Source organism: Agrobacterium sp. O3.4 (assembly GCF_041414895.1).
Taxonomy (GTDB): domain Bacteria; phylum Pseudomonadota; class Alphaproteobacteria; order Rhizobiales; family Rhizobiaceae; genus Agrobacterium; species Agrobacterium cucumeris.
Window position 1 is genome coordinate 716,176 of sequence record NZ_JALPZP010000001.1, and the last position, 12,080, is coordinate 728,255.

Annotated in this window: 13 protein-coding genes; 7 read left to right on the plus strand and 6 right to left on the minus strand. The window is 59.0% G+C overall.

From position 1 onward, the window contains the following. The first annotated feature begins 110 nt into the window (after nucleotides 1-110). Nucleotides 111-1,628 (plus strand): ATP-binding protein, encoded by a 1,518-nt coding sequence (locus M0412_RS03465; RefSeq protein ID WP_142840127.1) that lies wholly within the window; start codon nucleotides 111-113, stop codon nucleotides 1,626-1,628. Between the two features lie 3 nt (nucleotides 1,629-1,631). Here the strand turns inward: M0412_RS03465 and M0412_RS03470 are convergent, their stop codons facing one another. Together M0412_RS03470 and M0412_RS03475 are read right to left on the minus strand one after the other, a co-directional pair. Beyond that, nucleotides 1,632-2,150 carry a hypothetical protein gene (locus M0412_RS03470; protein WP_269699810.1) on the minus strand — a complete coding sequence of 173 codons (519 nt, stop codon included), beginning with the start codon at nucleotides 2,148-2,150 and terminating at the stop codon, nucleotides 1,632-1,634. A gap of 124 nt (nucleotides 2,151-2,274) precedes the next feature. After that, nucleotides 2,275-3,258 (minus strand): TerC family protein, encoded by a 984-nt coding sequence (locus M0412_RS03475; protein ID WP_269699809.1) that lies wholly within the window; start codon nucleotides 3,256-3,258, stop codon nucleotides 2,275-2,277. Between the two features lie 451 nt (nucleotides 3,259-3,709). On the opposite strand from M0412_RS03475, the gene rpsD reads away from it, so the two are divergent. The 5 genes from rpsD (at nucleotide 3,710) to M0412_RS03500 (ending at nucleotide 8,027) form a co-directional block, all read left to right on the plus strand. Further along, on the plus strand, nucleotides 3,710-4,327 hold the full coding sequence (gene rpsD / locus M0412_RS03480) for a 30S ribosomal protein S4 (RefSeq protein ID WP_046798221.1): 618 nt from the start codon (nucleotides 3,710-3,712) through the stop codon (nucleotides 4,325-4,327). A gap of 69 nt (nucleotides 4,328-4,396) precedes the next feature. Continuing rightward, the gene (locus M0412_RS03485) at nucleotides 4,397-5,326 is read left to right on the plus strand and encodes a glutaminase (protein ID WP_269699808.1); all 930 of its coding nucleotides are present in this window, start codon (nucleotides 4,397-4,399) and stop codon (nucleotides 5,324-5,326) included. Between the two features lie 64 nt (nucleotides 5,327-5,390). Beyond that, nucleotides 5,391-6,326, plus strand: a complete 936-nt coding sequence (gene ttcA, locus M0412_RS03490) for a tRNA 2-thiocytidine(32) synthetase TtcA (RefSeq protein ID WP_371338218.1) — start codon at nucleotides 5,391-5,393, stop codon at nucleotides 6,324-6,326. A 19-nt stretch (nucleotides 6,327-6,345) separates the two neighbouring features. Continuing rightward, nucleotides 6,346-7,173, plus strand: coding sequence for an inositol monophosphatase family protein (locus M0412_RS03495; protein ID WP_269699806.1), 828 nt, complete (start codon nucleotides 6,346-6,348; stop codon nucleotides 7,171-7,173). A 29-nt stretch (nucleotides 7,174-7,202) separates the two neighbouring features. Next, the gene (locus M0412_RS03500) at nucleotides 7,203-8,027 is read left to right on the plus strand and encodes an inositol monophosphatase family protein (RefSeq protein ID WP_269699805.1); all 825 of its coding nucleotides are present in this window, start codon (nucleotides 7,203-7,205) and stop codon (nucleotides 8,025-8,027) included. A 240-nt stretch (nucleotides 8,028-8,267) separates the two neighbouring features. Here the strand turns inward: M0412_RS03500 and M0412_RS03505 are convergent, their stop codons facing one another. The 3 genes from M0412_RS03505 to M0412_RS03515 form a co-directional block, all read right to left on the minus strand. Continuing rightward, a complete protein-coding gene (locus M0412_RS03505; protein WP_269699839.1) occupies nucleotides 8,268-9,476 on the minus strand; it encodes a multidrug effflux MFS transporter in 1,209 nt (402 codons plus the stop codon). A gap of 136 nt (nucleotides 9,477-9,612) precedes the next feature. Then, nucleotides 9,613-9,948 (minus strand): Grx4 family monothiol glutaredoxin, encoded by a 336-nt coding sequence (gene grxD / locus M0412_RS03510; RefSeq protein ID WP_142840122.1) that lies wholly within the window; start codon nucleotides 9,946-9,948, stop codon nucleotides 9,613-9,615. Between the two features lie 146 nt (nucleotides 9,949-10,094). After that, complete coding sequence (locus M0412_RS03515; RefSeq protein ID WP_142840121.1) at nucleotides 10,095-10,343, minus strand: hypothetical protein; 249 nt, start codon at nucleotides 10,341-10,343, stop codon at nucleotides 10,095-10,097. Nucleotides 10,344-10,555: 212 nt separating this feature from the next. Here M0412_RS03515 and M0412_RS03520 point away from each other — a divergent pair, with 212 nt between their 5' ends. Further along, the gene (locus tag M0412_RS03520; RefSeq protein ID WP_269699804.1) at nucleotides 10,556-11,704 is read left to right on the plus strand and encodes a hypothetical protein; all 1,149 of its coding nucleotides are present in this window, start codon (nucleotides 10,556-10,558) and stop codon (nucleotides 11,702-11,704) included. A 134-nt stretch (nucleotides 11,705-11,838) separates the two neighbouring features. Here M0412_RS03520 and M0412_RS03525 read toward each other — a convergent pair whose 3' ends face one another. Then, on the minus strand, nucleotides 11,839-12,072 hold the full coding sequence (locus M0412_RS03525) for a BolA/IbaG family iron-sulfur metabolism protein (RefSeq protein ID WP_003507909.1): 234 nt from the start codon (nucleotides 12,070-12,072) through the stop codon (nucleotides 11,839-11,841). Nucleotides 12,073-12,080: the final 8 nt, after the last annotated feature.

The following is a 12,080-nucleotide window of genomic DNA, read 5'->3' on the forward strand; positions in this document are numbered from 1 at the left end:
TGTGCATTATCGGCACGGGGCAGACGCAACCGGCGATTTTTTGGTAAAGAGCATGTTCGGCCGCCGCCAAGAGAATCGGCCGCATCAGATGCAGCACGAGGAATTGAACATTGCAGGTCGGCATCGACATGGGGACCCTATCGGGCGGGCAGCAGGCCAAGCTCGATATCGAGGAATTGCTTGCGACGCGTTTGCTGGTGCAGGGCAATTCCGGTTCCGGCAAGTCGCATCTGCTGCGCCGGCTGCTGGAGCAATCGGCGCCATGGGTGCAGCAGGTCATCATCGATCCCGAGGGCGATTTCGTCACGCTTTCCGACAGGTTCGGCCATGTGGTGGTGGATGGCGAACGCACGGAAGCCGAGCTTGCCGGCATTGCCAACCGCATTCGCCAGCACCGCGTTTCATGCGTGCTGACGCTGGAAGGCCTTGATGTCGAACAGCAGATGCGGGCCGCAGCCGCCTTCCTCAACGGCCTGTTCGATGCCGACCGCGAATTCTGGTATCCCGTGCTTGTGGTGGTGGATGAGGCGCAGATGTTTGCGCCCTCCGTCGCCGGTGAGGTCACGGAAGATGCGCGCAAGGCGTCGCTGGGCGCCATGACCAATCTGATGTGCCGTGGCCGTAAGCGCGGTCTTGCCGGCGTCATCGCCACGCAGCGTCTGGCGAAGCTTGCCAAGAACGTGGCAGCGGAAGCCTCGAACTTCCTGATGGGCCGCACCTTTCTCGATATCGACATGGCGCGCGCGGCTGACCTTCTTGGCATGGACCGGCGACAGGCGGAAATGTTCCGCGATCTGCAGCGCGGCAATTTCGTGGCGCTCGGCCCGGCGCTCTCGCGCCGCCCGCTGCCCATCGTCATCGGGGCGGTGGAAACCTCGGCGCGTTCCTCCTCGCCGAAGCTGATGCCGTTGCCGGATGCACCGCAGGACGTGGAGGACCTGATCTTCACGCCGGACCCGGAAGAGTTCACGCGCGCAGCCGTGCGTCGCACGCCGCCCGCGCCGCGTCCGACCACGGACATTCTGGCAGAGCTCTCCCGTTCCACACCCGCCGCCGTCGGCCCTACACCGGAGCAATCGCCGCGTGCAGGTCAGCCGGAACTGACGCCGGAAGAGCGTGAGGAAAAGATCGGTGCGGTTCTTGTGGAAATTCTCGACGATCCGCAATCGGCCTATCGCACGGATGCCGTGCTTTATCAGGATTTTCTGGTGCGCGCCCGTATGCGTCGCATTCCCGGCACGCCGATGACACTGGCGGAATTCCGCCGGCAGGTGGCGATTGCCCGTTCCGGCGTGGATGCGGCGATGGCGGCAAGCGAAGGCTGGGAAAAGGCGCTGGAATTGTCCATGTCGGTTTCCGACGATCTGCAGGGGGTCTTCCTGCTGCTCGTCAAGGCGGCGCTGGGTGAAGAGCCTTGCCCGTCGGATGCCCGCATTGCCCGCGCCTATGGCACCCATTCCGCCCGCCGCGCGCGGCGCCTGCTCGGTTATTTCGAGGAGAAGGAGCTTGTGGTGGTGCATGCCGATTTCTCCGGCAAGCGCATCGTGGCGTTTCCCGATCTCGATGCAAAAACCGCACCCGGCGATGCGGATGCGGCTGAGGATGATACGCGGCTTGCGGCGGAGTAATCGCTATTCTGCAAAAAGCCGCATTGCGGAGCCGATTGTCGTATATAGGCCGACAAGGCTGAGGGCCAGGACGCAAACCAAAGAGACGATCACCAATATCGAGGTCATGCGATGCGACCGTTGATAGGGACGAGCGTCGATATCCGTTTGTATTGGAAGGATGTGGGAGAGCTGCGCCGCGGTCCATCCGCTGCGTTCGAATTCCGGCGAAGCGATAAACTCCGCCAGATGCCGTTGCCGTCTCATGGAAGAGGGCAACTGCGCCAGAAAGCGTTGCGGTTCGCGCCTGTCATTTCTTGAGAGGAAGATATCAATCGCTTCCCGGAAGCGCTCGTCCCTTGCGCCCGAGCAGAACAACATACGCCCCGCTTCGATGAGATCATTCATCTCAAGCAGCACTTCGCCATATTTTTGAAAGAGCGCCAGATTGACTTCAGGATGGCTGAGCCTGCCTTGAAGGATTTCCTTCGCGCGCCAGAATTTCTGTTCGGAAATGGCCTGATCTACGGGTTCAAAGGTCATTTTAACGCAATGAGTTTCTATATTGGAGCAAATAGATTTTCGTCTCGGCAGCAATAGTACGAAGTTTATATTTTCACTATCAAAAAAGAAAGTGGAGGCGTCACCGCCTCCTCCTTGCTCATCATTACTCGACGGCCTTCACTTCCTTGCGTGTCGCAATCAGCGAACCGATGATGCCGGTTGCGAGGATGGCGACCGTGACGCCGAGTGAGACGGCGGGCGGGATCTTGGCGATGCCGAGCATATCGGCGACGAAGATTTTCGAACCGACGAAGACCAGAACCGCAGCCAGCGCATATTTCAGATAAGCGAAGCGGTGGATCAGGGCGGCGAGCGCAAAATAGAGGGCGCGCAGGCCAAGGATCGCGAAGATGTTCGAGGTGTAGACGATAAACGGATCGGTGGTGATCGCGAAGATCGCCGGGATCGAATCGACCGCGAAGATCAGGTCGGCGATTTCAACCATGATGAGCGCCAGGAAGAGCGGCGTCACAAAGGTTTTCAGCTTGCCGGTGGCTGCATCCGTTTCCTTGATGAAGAATTTCTCGCCATGCAGCTTCTCCGTCACCGGAAGGCGGCTGCGCAGGAACTTCAGGATGCGGTTGTTGCCGATATCGGCCTCGTCATGGTCGGACGAGAATAGCATCTTGAGGCCCGTGAAGACGAGGAAGGCCGCGAAGAGATAAAGTACCCAGTGGAAGTTTTCGACGATGGCCGCACCGCCGGCGATCATGATGCCACGCAGGATGATGACGCCGAGGATACCCCAGAGCAGCACACGATGCTGGTACTGACGGGGAATGGCGAAATAAGAGAAGATCATGGCGATGATGAAGATATTGTCCATCGCCAGGCTTTTTTCGACCACGAAGCCGGTGACGTATTCCATCGCCGACTGCTGGCCGGACTGATACCAGATCCAGCCGCCGAAGGCCAAACCGATGGCGATGTAAAAGCCCGACATCAGCAGGCTTTCGCGAATGCCGATTTCCTTGGAATTCTTGTGCAGTACGCCGAGATCGAGCGCCAGAAGACCAAGGACGAGAGAAATGAAGACCGCCCACATCCATGTGGGGGTACCGAGAAAATCGTTGAGGAGAAACTCCATCAGTCAACCTTTAGCCGGACGAGGTTGGCTTTGCGGATGGGGAACGTGTGTCAAGAATATACGTGGGCCCCAACCTAAAGAAACTCGACATCACGTGTTGTCCGGTAACACGTCAGAGGGGCCCGAGTTCTGATCACGATGGGTAAATGGGTGGCCGCTCGATGTTTTCAAGGGCAGGTCCAAAAAAAAATCGGCAGGCGCTGTTTGACAAATTTGTAAAACGACTATAGAAGCCGCCCCAACGCCGGGCAGTGATGTCCGGTGTGTTTTGTTGACTGCCTTGCAGTTTAAAGGCTGACGTTCGGCGGTCAATATCACCGACATGTCCCGTGGTTTCTCCATTTGCATGTGAGAAGCCTGTCAGAGGCCCTGAAACGGGCTTCAGAGGAGGGCGTGTTTCCTTAAACCGGTTTGGCAACAGACCGGCATAACCTTTTGAGAAGGAAATACGATGAGCAAGCGCGAATCGGCTAAGTACAAAATTGACCGCCGCATGGGCGAAAACATCTGGGGTCGTCCGAAGTCCCCGGTTAACCGCCGCGAATACGGCCCGGGCCAGCACGGCCAGCGCCGCAAGGGCAAGATGAGCGACTTCGGCACGCAGCTGCGCGCCAAGCAGAAGCTCAAGGGCTACTACGGCGAACTGCGCGAAAAGCAGTTCCGCGCCACTTTCGACGAAGCAAACCGTCGCAAGGGTGACACTTCCGAGAACCTGATCGGCCTGCTCGAGTCGCGTCTGGACGCCATCGTCTACCGCGCCAAGTTCGTTCCGACCGTTTTCGCATCGCGCCAGTTCATCAACCATGGCCACGTCACGGTTAACGGCGTTCGCGTCAACATCGGTTCTTACCGTTGCAAGGCTGGCGACGTCATCGAAGTTCGTCAGAAGTCCAAGCAGCTGGTTACGGTTCTCGAAGCCGTTCAGCTCGCAGAGCGTGACGTTCCTGACTACATCGAAGTCGACCACAACAAGATGGTTGCGACCTACGCCCGCGTTCCGTCGCTTTCCGACGTTCCGTACCCGGTCGTCATGGAACCGCATCTGGTCGTCGAATTCTACTCGCGTTAATCGACGCGTTTCAGTATTGAGAAAGCCGCCCCTCGGGGCGGCTTTTTTGTTTGCTGGGGAAGGCTTTGCATGCAGGATATTCAGGCGATCGTCGATTCCATCTATGACAGCATGCTGCCAAGACTGGGCGAGGGGAAGGTTGCGGATTACATTCCCGAACTTGCCAAGGTCGATCCCAACCAGTTCGGCATCGCCATCACCACCGTCGACGGAATCACCTATACGGCCGGCAATGCGCTTGTGCCGTTTTCGATCCAGAGCATCTCCAAGGTCTTCATGCTGACGCTGGCGCTCGGCAAGGCCGGTGAGACGGTGTGGAACCGGGTGGGGCGCGAACCTTCAGGCTCTTCCTTCAACTCCATCGTCCAGCTGGAACATGAGCACGGCATCCCGCGCAATCCCTTCGTGAATGCCGGCGCGATCGTGGTGACTGATATCGTTCTTTCCGGCCACCAGCCGCGTGAGGCGATCGGCGAGCTTCTGCGCTTCGTGCGTTATCTCGCGGACGATGACACGATCAGCATTGACGACACGGTGGCAAAATCCGAGCAGGCGACGGGTTTCCGCAATTTCGCGCTTGCCAATTTCATGCGTTCCTTCGGCAATCTGCATCATCCCGTGGAACATACGCTCGGCGTTTATTTCCATCAGTGCGCGCTTTCCATGACCTGCGCCCAGCTATCCCGTGCCGGGCTTTTCCTTGCCAATCGCGGCCGCAATCCGCTGACCGGCCACACGGTCGTCTCGGACCGCCGGGCGCGGCGCATCAATGCGCTGATGCTGACCTGTGGCCATTATGACGGATCGGGCGATTTCGCCTATCATGTCGGCCTGCCGGGCAAGAGCGGTGTCGGCGGCGGCATCATGGCGGTGGCGCCGGGCAATGCGTCGATTGCCGTCTGGTCGCCGGGTCTCAACAAGGTGGGTAATTCGGCGCTCGGGTCACAGGCACTGGAATTGCTGGCGACGAAAACCGGCTGGTCGGTATTCGGGGCTTGATATTGCCAGCGGATGGGGGCATTGCCTGCATGAAGAACGGCAGTCGTGCCGGAGCGAGCGGATGATGAACATTCTCACCAAGATCGATGACTTTGTAGATCAGGCCGGGGCCGCACCAATCGGGGCGGATCAGGACGCGTCCGAGGAAAACGGCAGCTCGCATCCGCTGTTCGACAATGCACCGCGGTCGGTCTCGTTCAACAAGCTGCGCAAGCGGCTGCTGCGCAATGTGCGGCAGGCGTTCGAAGATTTCGGCATGCTGAACGGCCAGAAGCGCTGGCTGGTCGGCCTTTCCGGCGGAAAGGACAGCTATGGTCTTCTGGCCTTGCTGCTCGATCTCAAATGGCGCGGGCTTTTGCCGGTGGAACTGGTGGCCTGCAATCTCGATCAGGGCCAGCCGAATTTTCCCAAACACGTTCTGCCGGAATATCTGGCGAAGATCGGTGTCGCCCATCGCATCGAATATCGCGATACCTATTCGGTGGTGAAGGAAAAGGTGCCTTCCGGCGGCACTTACTGTTCGCTCTGTTCGCGGCTCCGGCGCGGCAATCTCTACCGCATCGCGCGGGAGGAGGGCTGTGACGCACTGCTGCTCGGTCATCACCGCGAGGATATTCTCGAGACCTTTTTCATGAACTTCTTCCATGGCGGCCGTCTCGCCGGCATGCCGGCGAAGCTTTTGAATGACGAGGGCGACCTGATGGTCATGCGTCCTCTTGCCTATTGCGCCGAAGACGATATGGCGAAATTTGCGGCGGCGATGGAATTCCCGATCATTCCCTGCGACCTCTGCGGCTCGCAGGATGGGCTTCAGCGCAATGCCATGAAAGAGATGCTGGCGGATATCGAACGGCGCATGCCGGGCCGCAAGGATGTGATGCTGCGGGCGCTTGCCCACGTTAATCCGTCGCATCTGCTTGATCCCAGGCTTTTTGATTTTTCGGCGCTTGCTGTCACCGGGGCGTCACCTGAAGAGCGTAGTGAGGCCAGCCCTCCCTGATGAAGAAGTGCCCCGCGCCATGAGCCTTTCCGATAAAGATATCGAATTCCTCGTTTCCACCGTCGCCGCTGCCGGCGCCCAGGAAATTCTGCCCCGCTTCCGAAATTTGAATGCAGGTGCGATCTCCGAAAAGACGTCCGCCGTCGATCTCGTTACCGAGGCTGATATTCTGGCGGAAAAGGCGATTACTGCTGCTTTATTACAGCGGTTTCCAAAGGCCCACATCGTCGGCGAAGAGACCTATGAGGCGGACCCATCAGTCATTCCCGCCCTTGCCGATGCGCCGCTTGCCTTCGTGATCGATCCGATCGATGGCACGTTCAATTACGCTTCCGGCTTTCCCGCTTTCGGCACGCTGCTTGCGGTCACCGTCAAGGGTGAGACGGTGGCGGGCATCATCCATGATCCTGTCATGGGCGACACCATTGTTGCGCTGAAAGGCGAGGGCGCTTATCTCCATCGCAGGAACGGCTCGCAGGCCAAGCTCAAGGTCGCGGATCCCGCGCCGCTATCCGAGATGGTCGGCATTTTTTCCTGGGGCCACAGCCACGAGGATCGCCGTCCTGTCATCGCCGCCAACATGGCGAAGATCAAGATGGCGTTTTCGCTGAATTGTTCTGCACATGAATATTGGCTTGCCTCGGCCGGCAAACTGCATTTCATCGGCCATGAAAAGCTGATGCCGTGGGATCATCTTGCCGGCGTGCTCGTTCATCAGGAAGCGGGTGGTTACACAGCCCGTTTCGACAATACGCCCTATCGGCCGGGCCAGACGGCGGGCGGCATCCTGTCGGCGCCCGACAGGGAAAGCTGGAAGATGCTGCGACGGGAAATCGTCGCCTTATAGCAGGTACATCACAAGGAAGGATATCGCCCATGGCTCTCGAACTCGACATCGCCTCTCTTGCCAACGCGCTTCAGGAGGCGGCGGCAGTGGAAATCCTGCCGCGGTTCCGCAATCTGGGCGATGGCGACGTCAGGATAAAGTCCGAGGCGATCGATCTCGTCACCGAGGCTGACGAGGCTGCCGAGCGGCTGATCCGTGCCCGCGTGCAGGAAATCATGCCTGATGCGCTGTTCATCGGCGAAGAGGCCGTCGCGGCGGATGCTTCGCTGCTCGGCAAGCTTGCCGATGCCGATCTGGCCGTGGTGGTCGACCCAATCGACGGCACCTATAATTTCGCGTCGGGCCTGCCGCTGTTCGGCGTGATGATGAGCGTCATTTCCAAGGGCGAGACCGTGGCCGGCCTGATCTTCGATCCCATGGGCAATGACTGGGCAATCGCCGAAAAGGGTTCCGGCGCTTGGCTTTGTGGCGCAGATGGCACCCAGACGCAGATGTCGGTCGTGACGGCGCCGCACCTGTCGCAGATGGTCGGCATCGCCAATACCGGTTATTTCGATGTGGAAACACGCCGCAAGATTTTGATGAACCTTGCGGATGTGCGGCTGTTCACCAGCTATCGCTGCGCTGCGCACGAATACCGCCTGTTCTGCGGCGGCCACATGCACTTCCTGATGTATAACAAGCTGATGCCGTGGGATCATCTGGCCGGTACGTTGATCTCGCAGGAATCGGGCGCCTACGCTGCCCGTCTCGATGGTTCGCCCTATCTGCCGCGCCATGTGGATGGCGGGCTGCTGCTGGCTCCGGATCAGGAGACCTGGGAATTGCTGCGCGAGAAGATTTTTACGGTGTGAAGCGGCGTGACAACGTTGCGGCTCTATGGTGGACATCTACCCCAGCTCCGTCATCCTCGCCCCTGAGGCGAGGATCCAGAGGCGGTCTAAGCGAAGGATCCTCGGGTCAAGCCCCGAGGATGACGCCAAGAGCGGAGAATGGGTGCAGAAACTAGCTGACGTTGAGCACGACGTCAGCCCTCGATCAAACAAAAAGGGCGCGGAACAGAATTCCGCGCCCTTTCTTTTTTCCAATGGCTCTCACCGTGTCGGCTTGTTGTGAGCCTGAAACAGCATGCCCTTTTCGCCGATCAGCACGAAGATCAGACCGATGATGGAGACGACGAAGAAGCCGGCCACCATCGGCAGCGCCGTGCCGTCGAAAGCCTGGCCGATGCCGGCGCCGATCAGCGAACCGCCGACGGTTCCCATGAAGCCGATGACGGAGGAGGCGGTACCGGCAACATGGCCGAGCGGTTCCATGGCAAGCGAGTTGAAGTTCGAGCCGATCCAGCCGAACTGGAACATGGCCAGCGCAAAGAACACGATGAAGATGGCAAAGGGCATCGGCTCCGGTCCCAGCACCTGCACCACCAGCCAGATAAAGGTGATGGCGATGAAGCCGAGCAGCGATCCGTGCGACAGCTTGCGCATGCCGAACCTGCCAACCAGTCTTGCATTGATGAAGGACGAGAAGGCCATGAACAGGGCAACGCCGGCAAAGGCCGCCGCAAACCATGCGCCAAGGCCATAAATGCCCTTATAGACCTGTTCAGCCGAGTTGATGAAGCCGAACAGCGCGCCGAAGATGAAGGTGCTCGAAAGCGTATAACAGAGCGCGATACGGTTGGTGAGCACGATCTTGAAGCCGCCGAGCACCGAACGGGCGGTGAAAGGACGGACATCGTCGGGATGCAGGGTTTCCGGCAGGCGGAAATACATCCAGGCCGTCACGACGGCGGCGATGCCGGCCATGAAGGCAAAGATCAGATGCCAGTTGCCGAAGAAAAGCACGATCTGGCCGGTGCCGGGCGCGATGACCGGAACGACCATGAATACCATCATGATCAGCGACATGACTTCCGCCATCTGACGGCCGCCATAGATGTCACGGACGATCGAGATGGTGATGACACGCGTCGCCGCCGAACCGATGCCCTGGATGAAGCGCAGGACCAGCAGGCCGGAGAATGACGGCACGAAGACCACGGCAATGGCGGAGATGATATAGATGGCCAGACCGACGAGCATCGGCTTGCGGCGGCCGAAACGATCCGAAATCGGTCCATACAGAAGCTGGGCGACGCCGAAGCCGAGAAGATAGGTGGAAATTACGTATTGGCGGTGGTTTTCATTGACGACGCCCAGTGATGCGCCGATTTCCTGAAGACCGGGCAGCATGATGTCGATGGCAAGCGCGTTCAGCGCCATCAGCATGGCGGCAAGCGCGATAAATTCCGTGCGCCCCATCGAGCCTGCGCGCGAAGTGGTGGATTGTGAAAGTTCTGTCACAGGATTGCCCCAAAAAGAACGGCAAAGGCGTTGCTTGAAGCAACGCCTGGCATACATTTCTGACAATCAGGGTGGGCCGGTTAACCGGCCGAAATCAGGCCGCGCCGCGGACGCTGATACCCTGTTCTTGGAAGTGGTTTTGAAGTTCGCCGGACTGGAACATCTCTTTTACAATGTCACAGCCGCCGACGAATTCGCCCTTGATATAGAGCTGCGGGATGGTCGGCCAGTTGGAATAGTCCTTGATACCCTGACGGATGTCAGCATCGGCAAGCACGTTGATGCCTTTGTAGTCGACGCCGAGATAATCGAGAATCTGTACCACCTGGCCGGAAAAACCGCACTGCGGAAATTGCGGGGTGCCCTTCATGAAAAGAACGATGTCGTTGCTCTTCACTTCGCTGTCGATCATGTCGTTAATGCCGCTCATAGGCTTATTCCTTTCACATGCGGTTCAAGGCCGCTGCTTTCTGTTTGTCCCTAGATAACATGTCGCGGCGCGATTTCCACCCGGAAAGCGTAAAAATGCGCGGGTGTGGCAATGCACGACATGCCAAAAACGTGGCTTGAGACGCCTTAGCGATATCTCTGCCGGCTGCGGGCGGCGGCGGTGCGCCTTTTGCTCACCTGCTTCTTGGCCGGCTTGGGTTTGACGGCGGCGTTGATCGCGGCTTCCAGAACGGAGCCGACGATGCCGCCTGCGAGGGAACCGCTGTTTTTCGTCCGGCGCGTGCGGCGGGTTTTGCGGATACCGGTCTTGGTGAGGATTTCAGAGAGCGCGCCCTTGACGACGCCGTTGAGCAATTGATCGACGATGCTAGACAAATTTCCCTCACCGCTAAATAAATCATATTTCCGTCGCGATTTTTACTATACGTGCATCGCCCACTGTATCAAGCGATCCTTTCGGGTGTCTCTAGAGCATTTCCGCTTTTCTCTGAAACGCGAAAACGCTCTATCTATTTGTTTCTACGCATTGTCCTGGCGTAAAAGCGGCCCCGCTTTTACTGGAAATGCTCCCGCCCGAAGGTTTGTGCATGCCGACCGTCAAGTCACGACTTGTTCTTTATTTCCCCGGTTTCGATCCGCTTGATGCGGCGGCCCATCATCTGCGTTACCAGCGGGCGGCGGCGCTTGCCGGCAAGACCTGGGATGTCGATTATGCGGTGGGGCCGCTGGAGAATGCGCCAGGGGGTGAAACATTCACGGTGGAGGCCTCGGCGGGCGACTGGCGAACCCGTTCGGAGATTTTTGTCTATGATCATAATGGGGTCATCTCCGAGCTGCGGGATGAACCGGTCTGGCGGCAGATCTGGCTCGGATTCAAGGCCGGGGCGGGCATCGTCAGTGAAGGGGGTGCGGCGCGCTACTTTCGCCATGCCTGGCGTTTCGGCCTGTTCTTCATCTTTCCGTTCCTGCTGATGCTTGTCGGTGGCGGGCTTGCTGCCGCTATTGCCCTTTCGCCATGGCTGTTCGCTTTGCCACTCTGGCTGTTTGTGATCAGCCTTCCTGCCGCCGCGCTGTTTTTCGTGAAGGCGTTTCTGCCGTTTGCCGAGCGGTTTCACACCCTGCACCTTTACGCGGACTGGCGGTTCGCGCTTGCGGTCGGCCGCGATGAGCCGATTGCGCGCGACTGGATCGAGGAGAGGGCGGCGCTTGTCCTGACGGCGCTCGAACAGCCCTCGGACGAGGTTCTGGTCGTTTCACACAGCATGGGCGCCAGTCTTGCGCTCGCCACCATCGGCCGCGTGCTGGAGCTGAAGCCGGACGCGCTTGAAGGCCGGAAACTGTCTTTCGCCACCTTGGGTGGGGCGGCGCTGCAATGCGCGTTCCTGTCGAGTGCGGGCAGGCTGCGTGAGAGCGTCGGCACGATCGCACGTCACCAGCAAGTGACGTGGTTCGACATCCAGTGTCTGACCGATCCAATCCATCTTTACCGGTGCAATACCGTGGCCCTGACCGGTCACGCAGATGCGCCGCAGCCCAAGATCGTGCCGATCCGTTTCAAGCACTCGCTTTCGCCGGAGCGTTATAAAAAGAACAAGTGCAATTTCCTGCGCATGCACCGGCAATATGTTCTCGGTCCGGATCGCAGGTCCGGCTACGATTTTACGCTGCTGACGGCAGGGCCGGTGCCGGCCGCGTCTTTTGCCGATCTGGATTCGCAGACGCCGCCTGCCTTGTAAGCAGCGTTTTGCCATTCCATCGATGTGAAAAGGCCCGCGTGAGAGTGTCACGCGGGCCTTTTATTTAGTCCGGAGCCTTTATGCGTCGGCGGGACAGTGAAACTGTCTCGCCGGCATCGCTTTCACGGTCGCAATCATTCGGGAGCCGAGGTCTGCAGGGCAAGGGCATGCAGAACGCCGCCCATATTGCCCTTCAGCGCGTCATAGACCATCTGGTGCTGCTGCACGCGGGTCTTGCCCTTGAATGCTTCCGCAACGACTTCTGCCGCGTAATGGTCGCCATCACCGGCCAGATCGCGGATCGTGACCTTTGCCCCGGGAATTCCCGCCTTAATCATGTCTTCAATGTCGCCGGGTTTCATGGGCATGGTGTTTC

Bases quoted from the DNA above. Each gene is read 5' to 3' on its own strand.
- M0412_RS03470 (WP_269699810.1), bottom strand. From the start codon at position 2,150: ATGACCTTTGAACCCGTAGATCAGGCCATTTCCGAACAGAAATTCTGG.
- M0412_RS03475 (WP_269699809.1), bottom strand. From the start codon at position 3,258: ATGGAGTTTCTCCTCAACGATTTTCTCGGTACCCCCACATGGATGTGG.
- rpsD (WP_046798221.1), top strand. From the start codon at position 3,710: ATGAGCAAGCGCGAATCGGCTAAGTACAAAATTGACCGCCGCATGGGC.
- M0412_RS03485 (WP_269699808.1), top strand. From the start codon at position 4,397: ATGCAGGATATTCAGGCGATCGTCGATTCCATCTATGACAGCATGCTG.
- ttcA (WP_371338218.1), top strand. From the start codon at position 5,391: ATGAACATTCTCACCAAGATCGATGACTTTGTAGATCAGGCCGGGGCC.
- M0412_RS03495 (WP_269699806.1), top strand. From the start codon at position 6,346: ATGAGCCTTTCCGATAAAGATATCGAATTCCTCGTTTCCACCGTCGCC.
- M0412_RS03500 (WP_269699805.1), top strand. From the start codon at position 7,203: ATGGCTCTCGAACTCGACATCGCCTCTCTTGCCAACGCGCTTCAGGAG.
- M0412_RS03505 (WP_269699839.1), bottom strand. From the start codon at position 9,476: ATGGGGCGCACGGAATTTATCGCGCTTGCCGCCATGCTGATGGCGCTG.
- grxD (WP_142840122.1), bottom strand. From the start codon at position 9,948: ATGAGCGGCATTAACGACATGATCGACAGCGAAGTGAAGAGCAACGAC.
- M0412_RS03520 (WP_269699804.1), top strand. From the start codon at position 10,556: ATGCCGACCGTCAAGTCACGACTTGTTCTTTATTTCCCCGGTTTCGAT.
- M0412_RS03525 (WP_003507909.1), bottom strand. From the start codon at position 12,072: ATGCCCATGAAACCCGGCGACATTGAAGACATGATTAAGGCGGGAATT.